At 62.5% G+C, this 17,606-nt stretch carries 20 protein-coding genes; 12 read left to right on the top strand and 8 right to left on the bottom strand.

Going from position 1 to position 17,606, the window contains the following annotated elements; all coding sequences use genetic code 11:
* Window positions 1-35: 35 nt before the first annotated feature.
* Window positions 36-440, top strand: a complete 405-nt coding sequence (locus LCU97_RS21410) for a RidA family protein (RefSeq protein ID WP_053157645.1) — start codon at window positions 36-38, stop codon at window positions 438-440.
* A gap of 205 nt (window positions 441-645) precedes the next feature.
* Here the strand turns inward: LCU97_RS21410 and LCU97_RS21415 are convergent, their stop codons facing one another.
* From LCU97_RS21415 to LCU97_RS21430, 4 genes are all read right to left on the bottom strand, one after another.
* Window positions 646-1,125 (bottom strand): VOC family protein, encoded by a 480-nt coding sequence (locus tag LCU97_RS21415; RefSeq protein WP_232777702.1) that lies wholly within the window; start codon window positions 1,123-1,125, stop codon window positions 646-648.
* A 140-nt stretch (window positions 1,126-1,265) separates the two neighbouring features.
* The gene (locus LCU97_RS21420) at window positions 1,266-2,567 is read right to left on the bottom strand and encodes an Nramp family divalent metal transporter (protein ID WP_053157651.1); all 1,302 of its coding nucleotides are present in this window, start codon (window positions 2,565-2,567) and stop codon (window positions 1,266-1,268) included.
* A 147-nt stretch (window positions 2,568-2,714) separates the two neighbouring features.
* Window positions 2,715-2,951 carry a hypothetical protein gene (locus tag LCU97_RS21425; protein ID WP_232777703.1) on the bottom strand — a complete coding sequence of 79 codons (237 nt, stop codon included), beginning with the start codon at window positions 2,949-2,951 and terminating at the stop codon, window positions 2,715-2,717.
* Complete coding sequence (locus LCU97_RS21430; RefSeq protein WP_232777704.1) at window positions 2,944-3,723, bottom strand: MlaA family lipoprotein; 780 nt, start codon at window positions 3,721-3,723, stop codon at window positions 2,944-2,946. The genes LCU97_RS21425 and LCU97_RS21430 overlap by 8 nt, the downstream gene beginning before the upstream one ends.
* Before the next feature lie 27 nt (window positions 3,724-3,750).
* On the opposite strand from LCU97_RS21430, the gene LCU97_RS21435 reads away from it, so the two are divergent.
* The 5 genes from LCU97_RS21435 to kefC all read left to right on the top strand — a co-directional run bounded on the left by LCU97_RS21435 (window position 3,751) and on the right by kefC (window position 8,460).
* Window positions 3,751-3,918: a hypothetical protein gene (locus tag LCU97_RS21435; RefSeq protein WP_232777705.1), complete on the top strand. Its 168-nt coding sequence runs from the start codon at window positions 3,751-3,753 to the stop codon at window positions 3,916-3,918.
* A 42-nt stretch (window positions 3,919-3,960) separates the two neighbouring features.
* A complete protein-coding gene (locus LCU97_RS21440; RefSeq protein WP_053158849.1) occupies window positions 3,961-4,671 on the top strand; it encodes a response regulator in 711 nt (236 codons plus the stop codon).
* Window positions 4,668-6,014 carry an ATP-binding protein gene (locus LCU97_RS21445; protein ID WP_232777706.1) on the top strand — a complete coding sequence of 449 codons (1,347 nt, stop codon included), beginning with the start codon at window positions 4,668-4,670 and terminating at the stop codon, window positions 6,012-6,014. Before LCU97_RS21440 ends, LCU97_RS21445 begins: the two co-directional genes overlap by 4 nt.
* A gap of 96 nt (window positions 6,015-6,110) precedes the next feature.
* Window positions 6,111-6,632 carry a glutathione-regulated potassium-efflux system oxidoreductase KefF gene (gene kefF / locus LCU97_RS21450; protein WP_053157663.1) on the top strand — a complete coding sequence of 174 codons (522 nt, stop codon included), beginning with the start codon at window positions 6,111-6,113 and terminating at the stop codon, window positions 6,630-6,632.
* A gap of 1 nt (window position 6,633) precedes the next feature.
* Entirely contained in the window at window positions 6,634-8,460 is a 1,827-nt protein-coding gene (kefC, locus tag LCU97_RS21455) for a glutathione-regulated potassium-efflux system protein KefC (RefSeq protein WP_232777707.1), read from the top strand.
* A 13-nt stretch (window positions 8,461-8,473) separates the two neighbouring features.
* On the opposite strand, the gene LCU97_RS21460 is transcribed toward kefC, so the two are convergent.
* Window positions 8,474-9,442, bottom strand: coding sequence for a GlxA family transcriptional regulator (locus LCU97_RS21460; RefSeq protein WP_232777708.1), 969 nt, complete (start codon window positions 9,440-9,442; stop codon window positions 8,474-8,476).
* Window positions 9,443-9,535: 93 nt separating this feature from the next.
* Between LCU97_RS21460 and LCU97_RS21465 the strand changes: the two genes are divergently transcribed.
* The gene (locus LCU97_RS21465; RefSeq protein WP_232777709.1) at window positions 9,536-10,318 is read left to right on the top strand and encodes an MBL fold metallo-hydrolase; all 783 of its coding nucleotides are present in this window, start codon (window positions 9,536-9,538) and stop codon (window positions 10,316-10,318) included.
* Window positions 10,319-10,348: 30 nt separating this feature from the next.
* On the opposite strand, the gene LCU97_RS21470 is transcribed toward LCU97_RS21465, so the two are convergent.
* Window positions 10,349-11,212, bottom strand: a complete 864-nt coding sequence (locus tag LCU97_RS21470) for an aldo/keto reductase family oxidoreductase (protein WP_232777710.1) — start codon at window positions 11,210-11,212, stop codon at window positions 10,349-10,351.
* Window positions 11,213-11,312: 100 nt separating this feature from the next.
* Here LCU97_RS21470 and LCU97_RS21475 point away from each other — a divergent pair, with 100 nt between their 5' ends.
* On the top strand, window positions 11,313-12,218 hold the full coding sequence (locus LCU97_RS21475) for a LysR family transcriptional regulator (protein ID WP_232777711.1): 906 nt from the start codon (window positions 11,313-11,315) through the stop codon (window positions 12,216-12,218).
* Here the strand turns inward: LCU97_RS21475 and LCU97_RS21480 are convergent.
* Window positions 12,196-13,005, bottom strand: a complete 810-nt coding sequence (locus tag LCU97_RS21480; RefSeq protein WP_232777712.1) for an aminoglycoside adenylyltransferase family protein — start codon at window positions 13,003-13,005, stop codon at window positions 12,196-12,198. The two genes, LCU97_RS21475 and LCU97_RS21480, sit on opposite strands and share 23 nt — an antisense overlap.
* A 268-nt stretch (window positions 13,006-13,273) precedes the next feature.
* Between LCU97_RS21480 and LCU97_RS21485 the strand changes: the two genes are divergently transcribed.
* The 4 genes from LCU97_RS21485 (at window position 13,274) to LCU97_RS21500 (ending at window position 17,068) form a co-directional block, all read left to right on the top strand.
* On the top strand, window positions 13,274-13,948 hold the full coding sequence (locus LCU97_RS21485; RefSeq protein WP_232777713.1) for an SOS response-associated peptidase family protein: 675 nt from the start codon (window positions 13,274-13,276) through the stop codon (window positions 13,946-13,948).
* Window positions 13,949-14,051: 103 nt separating this feature from the next.
* Window positions 14,052-14,432 (top strand): RidA family protein, encoded by a 381-nt coding sequence (locus tag LCU97_RS21490; protein WP_053157683.1) that lies wholly within the window; start codon window positions 14,052-14,054, stop codon window positions 14,430-14,432.
* Window positions 14,433-14,610: 178 nt separating this feature from the next.
* On the top strand, window positions 14,611-15,168 hold the full coding sequence (locus LCU97_RS21495; protein ID WP_053157687.1) for a thioesterase family protein: 558 nt from the start codon (window positions 14,611-14,613) through the stop codon (window positions 15,166-15,168).
* 136 nt (window positions 15,169-15,304) lie between these two features.
* Window positions 15,305-17,068: an L-lactate permease gene (locus LCU97_RS21500; protein WP_053157690.1), complete on the top strand. Its 1,764-nt coding sequence runs from the start codon at window positions 15,305-15,307 to the stop codon at window positions 17,066-17,068.
* 44 nt (window positions 17,069-17,112) lie between these two features.
* Here the strand turns inward: LCU97_RS21500 and LCU97_RS21505 are convergent, their stop codons facing one another.
* The gene (locus tag LCU97_RS21505) at window positions 17,113-17,448 is read right to left on the bottom strand and encodes a YgdI/YgdR family lipoprotein (RefSeq protein WP_232777714.1); all 336 of its coding nucleotides are present in this window, start codon (window positions 17,446-17,448) and stop codon (window positions 17,113-17,115) included.
* Window positions 17,449-17,606 lie beyond the last annotated feature (158 nt).

Consider the following 17,606-nt stretch of genomic DNA (forward strand, 5'->3'; position numbering starts at 1 on the left):
TCGGGTCAGTTCCGACCTTTTTGATGGAGGTATTTATGACACAGCGTGACGTCGTTTTCCCCCCAGGACGCCAGGCGCTTTACGAGCGCAACCGCTACTCTCCGGCCGTGCGTTCCAATGGGTTTCTGTTCGTGTCGGGACAGGTGGGCAGCCTGGAAGACGGTTCGCCGGAAGCCGACCTGCAAGCCCAGGTCCGGCGTGCCTTCAACAACCTGAACGCGATCCTGGCAGCCGCCGGTTGCACCTTTGACGATGTGGTGGACGTGACCGTTTTCATGGTCGATCCACAGTCGACATTCGAGACGATATGGGAAGTGGTGCCTGAGTTCTGGGGCAGCGCGCCGCACCCGACGGTGACGGCGGTTGGCGTGACCTGGTTGTATGGGTTTCAGTTCGAGATCAAGGTGATCGCTAAAGTGCCTGAAGCCGCTGGGGTGTAAGTGGTTCGGCGCAGGCCAGCGGTGGCGCCATCGCGAGCAGGCTCGCACAGGACTAGCAATATGCCCGGATGCTGGGGGTGCCACAGGTCCTATGTGGGAGCGGGCTTGCTCGCGAAAGCGGTGTATCAGTCAACATCAATATCAGCTGATCCATCGCTTTCGCGAGCAAGCCCGCTCCCACAGGTTCGGCGATGTGCCGGGCGTGTCAGCCTTTGACCGCCGCCTCGATCGTCGCAATGTCGATCTTGCTCATCTGCATCATGGCTTCGAACGCGCGCTTGGCGGCGGCCCGGTCGGGGCTGGCGATCGCGTTACTCAGGACTCGCGGCGTGATCTGCCACGACAGCCCCCATTTATCCTTGCACCAGCCGCAGGCACTTTCCTGGCCGCCGTTATCGACAATGGCGTTCCACAAACGGTCCGTTTCGGCCTGGTCGTCGGTGGCGACCTGAAACGAGAACGACTCGTTGTGCTTGAACACCGGACCGCCGTTGAGCCCGATACAAGGGAGGCCCATCACTGTGAATTCAACGGTCAGTACATCGCCCTCCTTGCCCGACGGATAGTCGCCCGGGGCGTGATGCACGGCGTCGACCGTACTGTCCGGGAACGTCGCGGCGTAAAACCTGGCAGCGTCCAGCGCAGCGTATTCGTACCAGAGGCAGATCCTGTTCTTGTTATTCATCCGGGTTCTCCGAAAGGGGATCGGGTCCGTGCAGTCTAGCAGCGCTGTTTTCCTGCCCTCGACGGTGTGATGAACGGCCTTCTGCATCCGATCACCGCGCCGCCAGGCGGTCGCGATGATCGGGCCAGAACGCTCAGACCTCAGGTAAACAGATCGACGCCCAGCTGGAATGCAACCCACAACGCCAGACCCGTCGCAAAGGCCAAGGCGATGTTTTCGAACAGGTTGTTGCGATACTCCTTGCCCAGCAGAGATTTCTGGTTGGACATGATCAGCAGACCCAGGGAGATGACCGGCAAGCCGATGATATTCAAGGCGTTGACGCCGATGGTCAGCGTGACGAAGTCCGGCATGCCGGGCAACGACCACACCAATGGCGTCACCAGGATGAACAGCATGAACCACTTGTGCATCGGGTCGCGGTGGAACTCTTTGCCGTAACGCTCCCGGCGTTCGGGCCGCACGTGCTGGAAGGCGTCGGTGATGAGCATCGGGAACGCCGTGGTCTTGCCCGAGATGCTGGCGAACAACGTGGCGAACACGCCGACGAAGAACACGTACCAGCCGATGGAGCCGAAGAACATTTCCAGCGCCTTGCCCAAATCGCCCAGGGTGTTCACCTCGATGCCATTGGGGCGCAGGATTTCCGCGCCGACGATCCAGATCGCCAGGTTGATGACAATCCCGACGAACACCGCAAACAGCAGATCGTTGCGCTGGATTCGCTTGTGTTCTGGTCCTGTCCAGCCCTTCTGGCGCATGACATAGGGATGCACGAAGTTGGCGATGGAGCCGGCGACCGCACCGATGACCGAAACCGCCACCAGCAACGCACCGTGGACACCTTCATCAGGTGGGATACTGAAGCCGATGGTGCCTCTGACGATTCCGGCGACATCCGGGCCGGACATGACAGCCAGCGCCAGAAATGCCAGTGTCATGATCGCCAAGAGCGCCTTCATCACCCCTTCGATCATCGAATAGATATTGCGGCCGACCAACAACCACACCGCCAGCACCACCGCCACCGAGCAGAGCAGCGGACGGTCGATCTTCAGCAACATGGCCAGGGCCTCGCCGGCGCCCTTGATCATGTAGGCATTCATCAGGTGCCCCATCAACAACGCGTACACCAGCAGGAACCAGGCGAAGAACGGGTTGAGCTGGGCATAGCCCTGCAGGATGGTCATGCCCTGGTTATTGCACAGCTGGAAGCGCGCGATGATGTTGACGATCAGGTATCGCAACAACAAGGACACCGCCAGCACCCACATCATGGCGTAGCCGTAATTGGCCCCGGCCACGGAAGAGGTGATCAGGTCACCTGCGCCCAGCCAGGACAGTACGGCAATGATGCCAGGCCCCAGAAGCTTGAGGATGCGCACGAAACGGCTCTGCGTGGACGCTGCGGCCTGACCTTCGACGGTAGGAATGCTCGTCATGGATGGAGTCTCCGTTATTTTTTTTGTAAGAAACGGAGACAGTCGAACACACTACATATGACATCGTACAACTGTTATTAGCGGGAAAATGTTTAAAAATGTTTCGAGTCGACTGGGCTACTGGCAAGGTCGGCACATGGAGGCTGGTTAAGCCCCCACCTGCTCCCCATGCTCCGTCATCCAGCGAATCAGGCGGGCCAACGACACCCGGTGATGCCGGCTGGCACATCCACTGTCCTGACCGTGGCGGTAGCGTTCAACGTAACGGCTGAGCAGTACATGGCGGCCATCCTCCGCCAGTCGCAGTTCGACTTCGCGGCATTGCATCGCCTCTTGACCGAGCCTCTTGAGGCGTCGCCGCAAAATCAATGCATCGTTATTCATCGTCGCCTTCTCCTTCCTGGCACTGCGGGGTGATCGCACCCAATTTGCCCTGCGCGACGAAATCGGCGCGCTGTTGCGCCACCGCATCGCGCAGCGCGGCGTAGTAATCCGGTTGGGTGCGCAACTCGTCTGTCAGCGGGAGCGCCTCTGCCCGACCATCGACGATGCCGCCCGCGGTATCGATCGTACCCAGGGTGTCGAGAGTGTCGCTGTCGCCTGCGAACGGATCGACGACAAAGCTCACCACCTTGCCCGTGGCATCCCTCAGGTTGGCGGTGCCCAGCAACGGCAACTCGACGGTCGGACCGGCGGCGATGTTCCAGACACCAAAAGTCTGGCCGAAATCCGCCTCGTGGCGCTCGATTCCCAGTTTGCCCGATACATCGATCAACCCGACGATACCCGCTGTCGAGTTGATGACGAAACGGCCCAGGGTGTTGACCGAACGTTGCGCGTTGCCTTGCAGCAAGTCGTTCATAAACACCTTGGGCTCGCCGAAGTTCGCCACGAAGTTGTGCACGCCGGTCTGCATGAAGGTCGGAAGCTTGCGATAACCACGGGCAACGGGGGTCAGTGCGTAGTCGTCGATAGTGCGGTTGAAAGCGAAGATGCCGCGGTTGACGGGCTCTGCTGGGTCAGCAACGGTATAGCTGGCGCTGGCGCAACTGCCTGGTGTCGCGGCGGGCGTGCTGGCACAGCCACTGGCGAGTGCCGCGAGCACAATGACCAGGGAGGATCGAACGCGGGGCAAAGCGGGATCGGTGAGCGACATACAGGCTATCTCGACAAGGAATGGGCGATGCCGATCAGTCAGGGGGAGGAAAACCCCGCACAATGGCTGGTGGTGTGCTCAACAGACCGGCAGTGGGCAATCCTGCCGCCGCTTTTTTGCCTGGAGATTTCCGGAACATTGCCGGACGGCAACTTTATTTCCAGATTGAAATATATGACGCAGGCCGTGGATTGAACCTAGTATCGCTTCCTGTACTCATGACCCGACGTGCCCACCGTGAGCCACTTACTACTGGTGGACGATGACCTTGAAGTCCTCGCCCTCTTGCGCAAATTTCTCGAACAACACGGCTACAGCGTGGACGTGGCCGCCGACGGTCCCGCCCTGTGGCAGGCAGTGCAACGCCAGGTGCCGGACCTGATCATCCTGGACGTCATGCTCCCCGGCGACAGTGGCCTGGTGTTGTGCCAGAAGCTGCGGGCCACGCATACGGTCGGCATCATCATGCTGACCGCCATGGGCGAGTTGAGTGACCGGGTCGTTGGGCTGGAATTGGGAGCAGACGATTACCTGACCAAGCCTTTCGACGCGCGGGAACTCCTGGCCCGGGTGCGGGCCGTGCTCAGGCGCACCGGCGAAGCACGCGGCGCGCTGAGCGACTCCTCCAGCCCGGTTCTGGAGTTCGAGAATTGGCGACTGGATATCACCCGCCGCGAGCTACGCTCGCCGGAAAACGTCATGATTCCGCTGTCCACCGGCGAGTTCGAACTGTTGCTGGTCTTTGCTCAACACCCACGCCGGGTACTCAGCCGCCAGCAACTGCTGGACATGGCCCGCGGCGAGACTTACGACGCGTTCGACCGCAGCATCGACGTCCAGGTCAGTCGATTGCGACGCAAACTGGAAACGGATGTTTCGGGCACGTCCATGATCCGCACCGTTCGCAACAGCGGGTATCTCTTCAGTCCTCACGTGGTGAAACGATGAAACCGGGACACCCAGCCACTCCCCGCCCCAGGGATACCCTGGCGCGCTGGATCGCCCTGACCACCCTGGTCGCCATGTTGACGTTGCTGGCCCTTAACGCGCTGTTCAGCCAACTGGCCGGCGCCTGGGCCCGCCCTCCCCTGTTGGAGACCGGTTTGATCGAAAAGATCGCCGCCATCACCCGCATCATCGACTCCGTGGCACCCGAACAAAGGCCTGCCATCGCCAGCGCGGCCAGCGACCCGATTTTCAAGGCGCAGTGGCTACAGCGCTATGAAGACGCTCGTTTACCGGTGGTCAATGACCCGGAATACAGCGAAGGCGTGGCTCTGATGCGCCAACAGTTGGGCAGGCCCGACGCCAAAATGGAAGGCTATGAACCCAGTGACTGGCCCTTCGACCAACCTGGCGGCCACTACGCCGCGATGATCGAGCTGGCCGATCATTCGTGGGTGTTGTTTTCCCTGCCCTCGCGCAGTTGGGGGCTGGATGAATGGGAACGCAACCTGATCACCATCGCCCTCATGCTGCTATCGACCTTGATGGTGGCGCTGGTCGCCACGCGATACCTGGCCACGCCACTGGAGCGCTTCGCCGAAGGCGCCAGGCGTTTTGGCATGGATCACAAGGCGCCACCCATTCCTGTCATCGGCCCCTATGAAATCCGCCAGGCGATTCTCGCCTTCAACGCCATGCAGGCCCAGCTCAAACACTTCCTGCAGGATCGCACGCAAATGCTCGCCGCCATTTCCCATGACTTGCGTGCGCCCCTGACCCGCATGCGCCTGCGCGGCGAGTTCATCGAGGATCCCGAACAACAATCCCGATTGTTCAGAGACGTGGATGAGATGCAGACCATGGTCAATTCGGCCCTGGAATTCTTCCGTGATGATGCGCGGCTCGAGAACGCCACCGCGTTCGATCTGGCCGAGTTGCTGCACACCATCGTCGACGACCTCAAGGATACCGGCTCCGAGGTGTCCTTTCAGGGTCCTCACCGCCTCGTCTACATGGGCCGGCCCATCGGTATCAAGCGCGCCTTGGTCAACCTGATCGACAACGCGATCAAATACGGCGGCGAAGCGTCCATCACACTCGAGACGGACGCCCATTGCGTGGAGATTCGCATCCTGGACCGGGGCCCGGGGATTGCCCCCGAATACATCGATCAGGTCTTTACGCCATTCTTTCGGATCGAAGGCTCACGCAACAAGAATACCGGTGGGGTCGGACTCGGGCTGCCGGCGGCGCGGGCGACCGTGCTCGAGCACGGTGGGATGTTGACGCTGAGCAATCGCCGTGATGGCGGCCTCGAGGCCAGGGTATCGTTGCCGTTGAGCTGAGCGCTACGGGCCGGCTGGCCAACAAAGCCTAAACATCCGGCGCCTTCCTCGGTAGGATGTGCGGCCTTCTGGCCCGGAACCGCCCTGGAACTACCGATGATCCTGATCGTTTACGCCCACCCCTACCCCGACCAGTCGCGGGTCAACCAGCAGATGCTCGAGCGGGTGTCCGGTCGCCCGGACGTGGCCGTGCGGTCCCTCTACGACCTGTACCCGAATTTTGACATTGATGTCGACGCTGAGCAGCGCGCCGTCGAGCAGGCAGAACTGGTCGTGCTCCAGCACCCGATGTACTGGTACAGCATGCCGCCCCTGCTGAAACTCTGGATCGACAAAGTATTTACCCATGGCTGGGCCTATGGCCGGGGCGCCACGGCCCTCAGCGGCAAAGGGCTGCTGTGGGCCGTCACGACGGGCGGGAATCAGGATCATTTCCAGATCGGCGCTCATCCTGGGTTTTCCGTGTTGGCCCAGCCCCTTCACGCGACGGCTGTCTATTGCCATATGCGCTGGCTGGACCCGGTCGTTGTCCACGGTGCCTACGCCGCCGACTCCGAAACCCAACGCGCACAAATCGAACATTACTGCGCCCGCCTGGCCTGCTGGAAGGAAGATTGATATGCAGACGCACAGCCTGATTGAACTGCTCATCTACCTGGGCTCGGCAGCGCTGATCGTGCCGATTGCCGTGAGGTTGGGGCTGGGCCCGGTGCTGGGCTACCTGCTGGCCGGGTGCGTCATCGGCCCTTGGGGGCTCAAGCTCATCACTGACGTGAAGGCCATTTTGGAGTTCGCCGAAATCGGCGTCGTGCTGATGCTGTTTATCATCGGGCTCGAGCTCGATCCCAAACGGCTGTGGGCACTGCGCCGGATGGTGTTCGGTGGCGGGGCCTTGCAGATGCTGGCCTGCGGTGCAGCGATCGCGGCTTTCTGCATGGTCCTGGACCTGAACTGGACGGCCGCTTTGTTGGTCGGCCTGACCCTGAGCCTTTCTTCCACGGCGATTGCCATGCAGGCGATGAGCGAACGCAACCTGACCGCCACCGCCGTAGGACGCAGCAGCTTTGCCGTCCTGCTGTTCCAGGACATTGCGGCCATTCCCCTGGTCGCCATGATTCCCTTGCTGTCGGCCCACGGTGAAACGCCGTCAGGCACGGCCCTGGTGCTGTCGATCGTCAAGATTGTCGCAGCCATCGGCATCGTCGTGCTGCTGGGGCGCTACGTGACACGACCGCTGCTGCGCTTCGCCGCACGCTCGGGCCTGAGGGAGATTTTCAGTGCCGTCGCCCTGTTCCTGGTGTTCGGCTTCGGTTTTCTCCTGGAGGAAGCCGGCCTGTCCATGGCCATGGGCGCCTTCCTCGCCGGGGTGCTGCTGGCCAGTTCCGAATACCGGCATGCCCTGGAAAGCGACATCGAACCGTTCAAAGGTTTGCTGCTCGGCCTGTTCTTCATCGGCGTAGGCATGTCGATCGATTTCGGCACCCTGATCAACGCCCCGCTGAAAGTCATCACGCTGACCCTGGGCTTCATCCTGATCAAGCTGTTGGTGATCAGGGCTGTCAGCCGCTTCCTGAACGTACCCGCCGGCCAGCGTTCCTGGCAGGCGGTATTGCTCGGCCAGGGCAGCGAATTCGCCTTTGTGGTGTTCGGTGCCGCGACGCTGGCCGGCATCCTGACCGACCAGTGGGGCAAAAGCCTGACCCTGGCGGTGGCGCTGTCCATGTGCGTGACGCCCTTGCTGATCCTGCTGCTGGATCGACTGGAATCGGCGAGCAAAAAGGGCCGCCAGGAAACCGACCTGGTGGATCAGCAGAACCCACGCATCATCATTGCCGGGTTCGGGCGTTTCGGGCAGATCGCCGGACGCCTGCTGATGTCCTGTGGCGTCGAGGTGGTGGTGCTGGACCACGACCCCGACAACATCGAGACCTTGCGCAAATTCGGCGTGAAGGTGTTCTACGGCGACGCCACGCGCCTCGACCTGCTGCACGCCGCCGGCGCGGCCCAGGCCGCTGTGCTGATCAATGCGATTGACGATCAGCAGGACAACCTGACGCTGACCCGGCTGGTCCAGGAGCACTTCCCCACGCTGAAACTGATCGTACGGGCGCGGGACATGGGGCACCTGATCACCCTGCGCCAGATGGGCGTGGAGGTGGCCGAGCGGGAAACCTTCGAGAGCGCATTGTCGCTGGGCCGCCGGGCGCTGGTACAGATGGGCATCGGGGCGTACGAAGCGCGGGAGCGAGCGGATCAGTTCCGTCGCCTGAACCTGCAGATGCTGGAGGAAATCGTCGCCCAGCCGGAAGACGACCTCAAGTTCCGCCACGACGCCTACCGACGCGCCAACGCCCTGCTCACGGAAATGTTCAACGAAGACCGGGCCCACCCCGTCGATGCTTGGCCTGAACACCATCGAAACGAGACGGATGAGGCGCGCAGCTAAGCCATCTGCCGGCTCACACACGCCCGAACTGGCGCCGGTACTCCACCGGCGTCAGCCCCGTCAACGCCTTGAACATCCGTTGCAGATTGGAACTGCTGCTGAAACCCAGCTCGGCACCAATACTGGCAAGGGGCAACGACGTCAGCGTCAGGCGCTCGCCGACCTGGTTCAACTTGATGCAACGGGCGTAGGCGGCGACGGTCTGGCCCGTTTCGCCGCCGACCTTCCGAGCGAGGGTGCGCTCGGACATCGCGAGCCGATCCGCCAGCGCCTTGACCGTGATCTGCTCCGCAGGCATTCGCTCCACCAATCCATGCAACCGCCGCAGCAACCCGTCGGGCTGCTGGATCAGCGCGATGCCCTGGAATGCCGCGTGAGGGACGGCCGGACGCGGCAACACCATCAGCCGAGTGATGTCGCGCAGCGCATCGCGGCTGAGACTTTTCTCGATCAGGTTTTCCGCCAGCGGCAGATAGCCGTTCACCCCCGACGCAGTGGCGTTGCGCTCGTTGAACACGCAGTTGCGTTCGCTTTGCCAACGCACCTTGCGATACCGCGCTTGCATCGCCTGCGCCAGCCACCAGGTCACCGTGGCGTACTGCCCGTCCAGACGGCCGCACGCCGCCAGCAGGCAGACGCCGGTGCAGTAAGCCCAAAGCTGGCGATCCCGGGGCCCTTTCGACAGAGCCTTCACCAACAAGGCCTGCCCGGCAACGACCGCATTCACCTGTTCAGCCGATTCGGCCCAGAAGCCGGGAACCAGGACCGCATCCAGATCGGTCTCGCCCAACGCCGCCTGTGCCTGGAGGCTGATGCCATGGGCACAGGTCACCGGACCCGCCTGTAGTGCGACGTAAGTCGCCTGGAACAGCACCCGGCCCCTGCGACGGTTGGCGGCGTGCAGCAGATCGGCAAATCCGAACAGGCCGGCAGGCATGCAACCGGGGAACAGGAGTAGACCGACACGGATTGGCTGGGGCATGGCATGAAATGAATCAATGATGTCAGATCCGGCCATTATGCCCGTCCCCCCGGATCGGCACCATGAAGCGCTCGCCTTGAACAGGAAACCTTCATGAAAATCCAACAGATCCGCAACGCCACGCTCATCCTGGAGGCCGGCCCGTATCGCGTGCTCGTCGACCCGATGCTGGCCGGCAAGGGCACCCTGCCGCCGCTTCGCCTGTTCGGTGCCACCCAGCGCAATCCGCTGGTGGAACTGCCGGCCTCTGCCGAGGAAGACCTCAAAAGCGTCACTCATTGCCTGATCACGCATTGTCAGAAAGGCCATTTCGATCATCTCGACCGAGCGGCGAAGCGCTGGCTGAGGGAGAAACAGATCCCGGTCATCTGTACCCCCCATGATGCCGGCTACCTCGCCAAGCGTGGCTTGAATGTCCAGCCGCTGGCCGAGGACCACGAGCGGCCCGTGCCCTTCCTGGGCGGCACTCTTCGCTCCGTCAGATGCACCCACGGCCGTGGCCTGGTGGGCAAACTGATGGAACATGGCTGCGGCTACCTGATCGAGCTGCCCGGCGAACCCAGCGTGTACCTCGCTGGCGACACCCTGCTCACCCCTACCGTGCGTGAGTTCGTCCTGCGCCATCAACCGCAGGTCAGCGTGATTCCGGCTGGCGGGGCACGGTTCGATTTAGGCGGCGATATCATCATGGGGATAGAGGAAGCCATCGAGTTCACCCGTTTGTCTCACACAGCCGTGATCGCCAATCACCTCGAAGCGATCAGCCACTGCCCGACCACGCGAAAGGCACTGCGCGACGCCGCCACGATGGCTGGGCTTGGAGCGCGATTGCACATCCCGGAAGATGGCCAGACGCTGGAGTTCCAGCCGGTCTAGTGGCCTGTAGGGCCACAGCCAAACAGACCATCAGGCCAGGGCGTCCAACTCGGCCAGCAACGGTGCCGGAATTTGCAGCTCGCTCGCCGAGAGGTTCTCCCGCAGGTGCGCCACCGACGACGTACCGGGAATCAGCAGGATGTTCGGCGCACGTTGCAGCAGCCACGCCAGCGCCACGCACAGCGGTGAGGCGTCCAGGCGCGCCGCCACGGCCGAAAGGGTGTCCGATTGCAACGGCGTGAACCCACCCAACGGGAAGAACGGCACATAGGCGATACCCTGCCGGCCCAGATCGGCAATGAGTGACTCGTCACCGCGATGGGTCAGGTTGTAGTGGTTCTGCACGCAGACCACCTTGGCAATGCCCTGTGCCTGCTTGACCTGCGCCGCCGTGACGTTGCTCAACCCCAGGTGACGGATCAGGCCTTGACGCTGCAGTTCGGCCAGTGCGGTGAACGACTCTTCGATGGACGCCTCCGTGGGCGACTGCATGTCGCCCCAGGCCCGCAGGTTGACCACGTCCAATACGTCCACGTCCAGGTTGCGCAAATTGTCGTGGACGGCTTGGGTTAACTCGGCCGGGCTCGCGGCGGGATTCCAGGAAGCGTCGGCGCCACGAACGGCACCCACCTTGGTGACGATCACCAGGTCCTCGGCGTAAGGGTGCAGCGCCTCACGGATCAGCCGGTTGGTGACGTGGGGCCCATAGAAGTCAGCGGTATCGATATGGTTGACCCCTGATGCGAGCGCCTCGCGCAGCACGGCGATGGCCGCCGCCGGATCTTTCGGCGGTCCGAACACGTGAGGCCCCGCCAGTTGCATGGCACCGTAGCCCATGCGGTTGACCGTACGGTCTCCCAGCGAAAAATGACCTGCCTTGTCTGCCTTGCTCATCTCGTACCCCTTGGATTGATTGCCTGGAGCCGACTATAGGCGTTGACCACTCCACTGATAATCAGGTGCAATCCGCACGGGCTGTACGGCGGAGAGAACAATGGCGACGGATATTCAGGACCTGCTGGCCTTCGTGGCCGTGGTCAATGCAGGGGGATTTCGAGAAGGCTCGCGAGCCAGCGGCAAGTCCGCATCCAGCCTCAGCGATGCCGTGCGCCGGATGGAAAGCCGGCTCGGTGTACGCCTGCTCAACCGCACCACCCGCAGCGTGGTGCCGACCGAGGCCGGCGCCCGCTTGATGGAACGCATCGTGCCGGCCTTGGGCGAGGTCGAGTCCGCCCTGGATGTGGTCAACGATTTTCGCGACCGCCCTTCCGGCACCCTCAGGCTGAACGTACCGGTCAGTGCCGCCCGCCTGGTGCTGCCGTCCATCATCACGCCGTTTCTGAAGAGTTATCCTGACATTCGCCTGGAAGTGATCACCGAAGAAAGCTTCGTCGACATGCTGGCGGCCGGGTGTGATGCGGGTATTCGCTACGACGAGCGCCTGGAACAGGACATGATCGCCCTGCCCATTGGCCCACGCTTGCAGCGCTTCGCGACCGCCGCCTCGCCGGCATACCTCAATGCCAGGGGGCGTCCCGAGCACCCAAGAGATTTGTTGGGACACGCCTGCCTGCGGGGCAAGTTCCCCAGCGGCGCCATGCCGTTGTGGGAGTACGAGCGTGACGGCGAAACCGTCAGCGTCGACCCGAGCGGCCCGTTGATCACCCGCATTGGCGGTGCGGTGGATCTGTCGGTGCAGGCGGCGGTAGACGGGCTGGGCATCGTCTATCTGTTCGAAGACTGGCTTCGACCGTACCTGGACAATGGCGTCCTGGAGCCGGTGCTCGAACCTTGGTGGCAGCGCTTTACCGGACCGTTTCTCTACTACCCCGGCCGCCGCTACCTGCCCTCGCCGTTGCGGGCGTTCGTGGATTTCATCAATCAGAACCGGGGCCGCTGAGCGACCGCGAATAGAGCCGGTCGATCTCCGACCGGGCGTGACACACGAACGCCGCAACCTGCCGGGGTCGGCTGGCCAGGTCATCCCGGGCCTGCCCCCGGTAGACCGCACGGGCCGTTTCAAGTACAGGCCGATGGGCCACGGGCAAACGCTCGAGCAGCCATGTCGCTGCCTCGCCCTTGGGAACGATGTGGCCCGTGGCGAGGGTCAGCCAGATGCGAGCCAGGGCCAGTACCACATTGCATTGTTCATCCTGCCAATCGGCGTCTTCATTCCATTGCGTGGTGGTGTCATAGAGCGCCCGCAGCAAGTCGGCCTCGGGTATCGGCTGGATGATCGCGGCGGCCGCGGGCCCGAGCAGACAGACGCTGTGCTGCCTGGTCTTGGTCAGCAGGATCGCCAGATCGTGATCGGCCATGGGCGGTTCGAAACGCCCGGCCTGCAAGTCCTCGCGCAGCCATTCGCCGAACTGCAACTCGCGCACCGGCGGATAGCGCCACGGCACCAGCGCCGCTTGGGCGACCACCGTCACCTCCAGCGGCCGCAATGACTCGGTCGGCGGCCAGGCCGATACCGATAGCAGATCACTCATCAACCCATGCCGCAGCGATTGCGGCAGTGGCTGGTGGACGATCACCAGCAGGTCGATGTCGCTGCCGGGCTGCAACCCGCCGTCCACCGCGGAACCGAACAGGTAGACGGCTTGCAGTCCATCGCCGAGATGAGCCGCCAGCACCTGGAGAGCACGGGTGATTTGCTGGGAAATTTCAATTGGTGTGTCAGTCATGAGTAGCCCGGTGGTTGGCAGAGACCTGCCAGTATTTTTCCATTGCCCGTGCCAGGGCAAGCCGTTACGCACTGAGACGGCGGGCATGCCCAGGAGGCATGGACCGCCGCTCGTCTCCCCGCGCCGAGGATTTTCGAACCAAGCACGGACCCCACGGCTCGGACCTACAGGGCACCACTGCAAGCAATGACGGCGCGCTTGGCCAATCGGGACTTGAACGGCAGGCGCATCGAGGGTCCTTTGCGTTTCACTTCAGGGAGTTTTCGCTATGTGTGATGGTTTTGTTCAGCACGTCTGCTCAAAGGACTCCCTGACGTATTTTGCCCAGCGAGACACTTCCGGAGGACGCATCGATCCCCACCTGACACGCATGGACCTGTTCAGGACGACACCCGTCAGGCCACCAGAGCGCCACAGCCTGATCAAGCCGAACATGCAGGTCAGCGCCATTCGTCGTCGCGGCGGACACTTGGAGTCCATCAAGGTTCGCTGGGGCTGGTCACCCATCTGGTCAGTGGGAACGATGCCGCCCCTGACGCATCTGCCGCTGCACCTGGTGATGCGTTCCAAGGTCTTCGACGCGATCAAGCGCGAAGGCCGCGTGCTGGTTCCCGTGGAAGGCTGGTACGAGTCGCAGGTCCCCTCCTCAAACCAGGCACAACACCTCACGTACACGACGTCCCGGCATTCGGCCCCGATTTTCCTCGCGGCCCTGGCCCAGGCCAGTGAAACCTCCTTGGGCTGTGACGGCCTGACCCTGGTGACCTATGGCGATATCGCCAGCCAACAGCAGTGCGTACTGGCCTTGGGCGCCGAAGACGCGCTCGATTGGTTGGACCCGGAATTCGGTTGGGAGCACGCGCAACAATTGGCCGAGCGTCTGAACAGCGTGGAACCGCACCTTGAACCGCCGTTGACCACCCAGGTCCAGGGCAGCCTTTGACCCGGGCCGAAACGGTGGCGGTCCTCGAGATAAAGGAATCCGGGAATGACGCGGCATTGGACGGTAAACTGCGACGTCTATTCCTGTTCCCATGAGGCCCTGCATGACCCACCAAGACATTACGTTCACTCCCGACCCGGATGCAGATTCCATCTCTTCCGACGTCGCCGGCTTCGGCGGCCTGCTGGTGTCCACCCAGATTCCGACTCGCCCCGACGGCAGCCTGGAACTGGGGAGCATCACGCTGCAGAGCGAATGCACATTGCAGGCTCTCAAGGCCGCTCTGGAGCGCGCCGGCAGCTCCATGGACCGCGTGCTGCACCTGACCATCTACCTCACCGACATGGCCGACCGCGCGGCCTTCAACGAAGTCTACAAACGCTTTTTCGCCAAGCCATGGCCCGTTCGTGCGGCGGTGGGCGTGGCGGCGCTGGCGGTCGAGGGGATGCGGGTGGAAGTGACGGCGATGGCGGCCAAGGGCTGATTGCATCCGGCTGACAGGGACGTCGGCTGTACGGGCCTCATCGCGGGCAAGCCTTGCTCCCACAACGTGAGAGTCCATGTCCCAAATGCGCGACTTCAGGCAAAACAGTCATTTGCGCACCTAGCCCAGGCCCCACCGGCTGTTTAAAGTGCGCCGTTTCCCGCCTCGTGGAGTGTCCATGAATCTCTGGTTCCGACTGTTGCTGATGCTGTTTCGTCGTCCGTGGCGCAAACCCACGGCTCCCCTGGGCACCACGGTGGTGCGCATGCGCGTATGGCCGCTGGACCTGGACCTCAACCGCCACGTCACCAACGGACGTTACTTTACCCTGGCCGATGTGGGGCGCATGGATTACGTGCTGCGCAGCGGCGCCTACAAAGTGGCGTTGCGCAACCGGGCGGTGCCGATCGTGGGGGATGTCTGGGGCAAGTTCAGGCGGGAATTGAAACTGTTCGAGGCATTCGAGGTACACACCCGCATGCTCGGCTGGGACGAAAAATGGACCTTCATGGAGCACCGTTTCATCAGCCGGGGACGTGTGGTCGGAGTGGTGATCATGCGAGGCCTGTTCCGCTCGGCCAAGGGCACCCTGGCGCCGACAGAATTCGTCCGCGAGCTGGGCCTGGCCGAACAATCGCCGGCCCTGCCCGACTGGCTGGCCGCCTGGTCACAAAGCTGTGATGACTTGAGCCTCGGGCTTCGCCTGGAAGAAGGCGCACGCGCTGATCCACGCTAGCCCGCACACCATTGTTTGGCGAGGGTCTACCTGCCCCTCGCCATTGCGCCAATCCCCCCCGCCGGAACCCCTTCTATACTCTTCTGCCAATCCCCACGGGGCCTGCACTTCCAACAATAAAAAGCAGAGGTGGAACATGGTCTGGCAACAAGTCTACGATCCCTTCGGTAATGCAGTGCTGTCGACGCTTCTGGCGGCGGTTCCGGTGGTGGTGATGCTGGCGTCACTGGCGTTCTTTCGTATCAAGGCGCACCTGGCGGCGTTGTATGCCCTGGCCTCGGCCTTGCTGATCGCGATCTTTGCCTTCGGCATGCCGGCCGACATGGCCGGTTCGGCAGCGTTGTATGGGGCGGCCAACGGCCTGCTGCCCATTGGTTGGATCGTCCTCAACATCATCTTCCTGCACCGCCTGACCACCGAAAACGGGTCGTTCAAGGTCCTGCAGGATTCCCTGGCGCGCATTACCGACGACCGGCGCCTGCAACTGCTGCTGATCGCCTTTTGCTTCGGCGCGTTCTTCGAAGGCGCGGCGGGCTTCGGTACGCCGGTGGCGGTGACCGGGGCGATCCTGATCGGGCTGGGCTTCTCACCGTTGGCAGCGTCGGGCCTGGCGCTGATCGCCAACACCGCGCCGGTGGCCTTCGGTGCCCTGGGGACACCCATCATCACCCTGGCCAAAGTGACCGGTCTGGATGAAATGGAACTGTCGATGATGGTCGGTCGGCAGTTGCCCTTCTTTTCCGTGATCGTGCCGTTCTGGCTGATCTGGGCCTTTGCCGGATGGCGCAAGATGCTGGAGGTCTGGCCGGCGATCCTGGTGACCGGCATCAGCTTCGCCGTCCCGCAATTCGTGGTGTCGAACTACCACGGGCCGATGTTGGTGGATGTCATCGCCGCGCTGATTTCCATGGCCTGCCTCACCGGTTTTCTGAAAGTCTGGAAACCGGCGACGGTACACACCTCCGCCGCGTTATCCGGCCGGGTCGACGACTCGAAAATCGAAGCGAGCGAGGATGAAAAGCCGACCACCAGCAAGGTTTTTTCCAGCGACACCCGCCCCGCCGTGCTGCGGGCCTGGATGCCGTGGATCATCCTGACGGTATTCGTGTTCGCCTGGGGCACCCAGGGCTTCAAGAACCTGTTCGACACGCGCCCGGCGATAGACCCGCAAACCCAGTCGGCCAAGCTCGATCCCCAGGGCAAACCGATGCGCGAGGCGAACCCGATCTTCTCGCCCCTGGTGACCTTCACGACCTTGCATCAGCAGATCGAGAAGGTGCCGCCCGTGGTCCCTCAGCCTAAAACCGAGGAGGCGATCTACAAGTTCAACTGGTTCACCGCCACCGGCAGCGGCATTTTCCTGGCAGCCGTTCTCGGCGGGTTGCTGATGGGCTACTCCATCCCGCAACTGGTGCACCATTACTTGCGAACGTTGTGGGTGGTGCGGTATTCGCTGATCACCATCGTGGCGATGCTGGCGCTGGGGTTTCTCACGCGTTATTCGGGCCTGGACGCCACCATGGGCCTGGCCTTTGCCGCGACAGGCATCTTCTACCCGATGTTCGGCACGCTGTTGGGCTGGCTCGGTGTCGCGCTGACGGGCTCGGACACGGCGTCCAACGTGCTGTTCGGCGGCTTGCAACGGGTCACGTCCGAGCAGTTGGGGTTAAGCCCCGTGCTGATGGCCGCCGCCAACAGTTCCGGCGGGGTCATGGGCAAGATGGTCGATGCGCAGTCGATCGTGGTCGCCTCCACCGCAACCCGTTGGTACGGGCATGAAGGGGAAATCCTGCGTTATGTGTTTTTCCACTCGGTGGTGCTGGCGATTCTGGTGGGCGGGCTGGTGACGTTGCAAGCGTATGTGGCGCCGTTCAGTCATATGGTGGTGGGAGGACATTGAGCATCGAGCAGTGTGGCGAGGATAGCTCCTCGCCACAGCAACGCTTACTGAGCGTTTTTCAGCTTGACCACGTCGCCGGATACCGAAGTGGTGTAACCGGTCAAGACCCAGGCCCAGAACCAGTTTTCCTGCACTTGGGTGTTGATCATGGCGTCGCCGCCCTTGGCCTTGATCGCCGCATCCTGGGCGCGCACGAAGCGGTTGTTCTGGCGAATCGGGATGAAACCGAACAACAGCAGGCCGGTGGCCTTGGCTTCACTGTGACCGACAACGGTGTACTGGCTGCTGTCGTACTGCTGGGTCTTCATTGCGGTACCGGTGCAACCCGCCAGGACCAGGCCCAACAATGCGCCGGCGATAACTTTGCTGAAATGCTTCATCAACTACTCCATGGGATAACGCCCGGGATCCATCTCTCGGGCGGCGCGTACTCTACCCCATCGACCTCAAATTGACATCAGTCACGCCAACCCGCAAAAACGCCGGCAAGGCTCGATGCAGAGCCATCCGTCAGGTGCCCCTCCAGCGAAACAGGCCT

Source organism: Pseudomonas uvaldensis, assembly GCF_021271205.1.
Lineage (GTDB): Bacteria > Pseudomonadota > Gammaproteobacteria > Pseudomonadales > Pseudomonadaceae > Aquipseudomonas > Aquipseudomonas uvaldensis.

What these genes read in the sequence shown, in the direction of transcription:
- LCU97_RS21485 (WP_232777713.1), top strand. Translation starts at nt 13,274, where the DNA reads ATGTGTGATGGTTTTGTTCAGCACGTCTGCTCAAAGGACTCCCTGACG.
- LCU97_RS21470 (WP_232777710.1), bottom strand. Translation starts at nt 11,212, where the DNA reads ATGAGCAAGGCAGACAAGGCAGGTCATTTTTCGCTGGGAGACCGTACG.
- LCU97_RS21475 (WP_232777711.1), top strand. Translation starts at nt 11,313, where the DNA reads ATGGCGACGGATATTCAGGACCTGCTGGCCTTCGTGGCCGTGGTCAAT.
- LCU97_RS21460 (WP_232777708.1), bottom strand. Translation starts at nt 9,442, where the DNA reads ATGCCCCAGCCAATCCGTGTCGGTCTACTCCTGTTCCCCGGTTGCATG.
- LCU97_RS21480 (WP_232777712.1), bottom strand. Translation starts at nt 13,005, where the DNA reads ATGACTGACACACCAATTGAAATTTCCCAGCAAATCACCCGTGCTCTC.
- LCU97_RS21445 (WP_232777706.1), top strand. Translation starts at nt 4,668, where the DNA reads ATGAAACCGGGACACCCAGCCACTCCCCGCCCCAGGGATACCCTGGCG.
- LCU97_RS21490 (WP_053157683.1), top strand. Translation starts at nt 14,052, where the DNA reads ATGACCCACCAAGACATTACGTTCACTCCCGACCCGGATGCAGATTCC.
- LCU97_RS21435 (WP_232777705.1), top strand. Translation starts at nt 3,751, where the DNA reads ATGCCGATCAGTCAGGGGGAGGAAAACCCCGCACAATGGCTGGTGGTG.
- LCU97_RS21425 (WP_232777703.1), bottom strand. Translation starts at nt 2,951, where the DNA reads ATGAATAACGATGCATTGATTTTGCGGCGACGCCTCAAGAGGCTCGGT.
- kefF (WP_053157663.1), top strand. Translation starts at nt 6,111, where the DNA reads ATGATCCTGATCGTTTACGCCCACCCCTACCCCGACCAGTCGCGGGTC.
- LCU97_RS21500 (WP_053157690.1), top strand. Translation starts at nt 15,305, where the DNA reads ATGGTCTGGCAACAAGTCTACGATCCCTTCGGTAATGCAGTGCTGTCG.
- LCU97_RS21410 (WP_053157645.1), top strand. Translation starts at nt 36, where the DNA reads ATGACACAGCGTGACGTCGTTTTCCCCCCAGGACGCCAGGCGCTTTAC.
- kefC (WP_232777707.1), top strand. Translation starts at nt 6,634, where the DNA reads ATGCAGACGCACAGCCTGATTGAACTGCTCATCTACCTGGGCTCGGCA.
- LCU97_RS21430 (WP_232777704.1), bottom strand. Translation starts at nt 3,723, where the DNA reads ATGTCGCTCACCGATCCCGCTTTGCCCCGCGTTCGATCCTCCCTGGTC.
- LCU97_RS21505 (WP_232777714.1), bottom strand. Translation starts at nt 17,448, where the DNA reads ATGAAGCATTTCAGCAAAGTTATCGCCGGCGCATTGTTGGGCCTGGTC.
- LCU97_RS21415 (WP_232777702.1), bottom strand. Translation starts at nt 1,125, where the DNA reads ATGAATAACAAGAACAGGATCTGCCTCTGGTACGAATACGCTGCGCTG.
- LCU97_RS21420 (WP_053157651.1), bottom strand. Translation starts at nt 2,567, where the DNA reads ATGACGAGCATTCCTACCGTCGAAGGTCAGGCCGCAGCGTCCACGCAG.
- LCU97_RS21465 (WP_232777709.1), top strand. Translation starts at nt 9,536, where the DNA reads ATGAAAATCCAACAGATCCGCAACGCCACGCTCATCCTGGAGGCCGGC.
- LCU97_RS21495 (WP_053157687.1), top strand. Translation starts at nt 14,611, where the DNA reads ATGAATCTCTGGTTCCGACTGTTGCTGATGCTGTTTCGTCGTCCGTGG.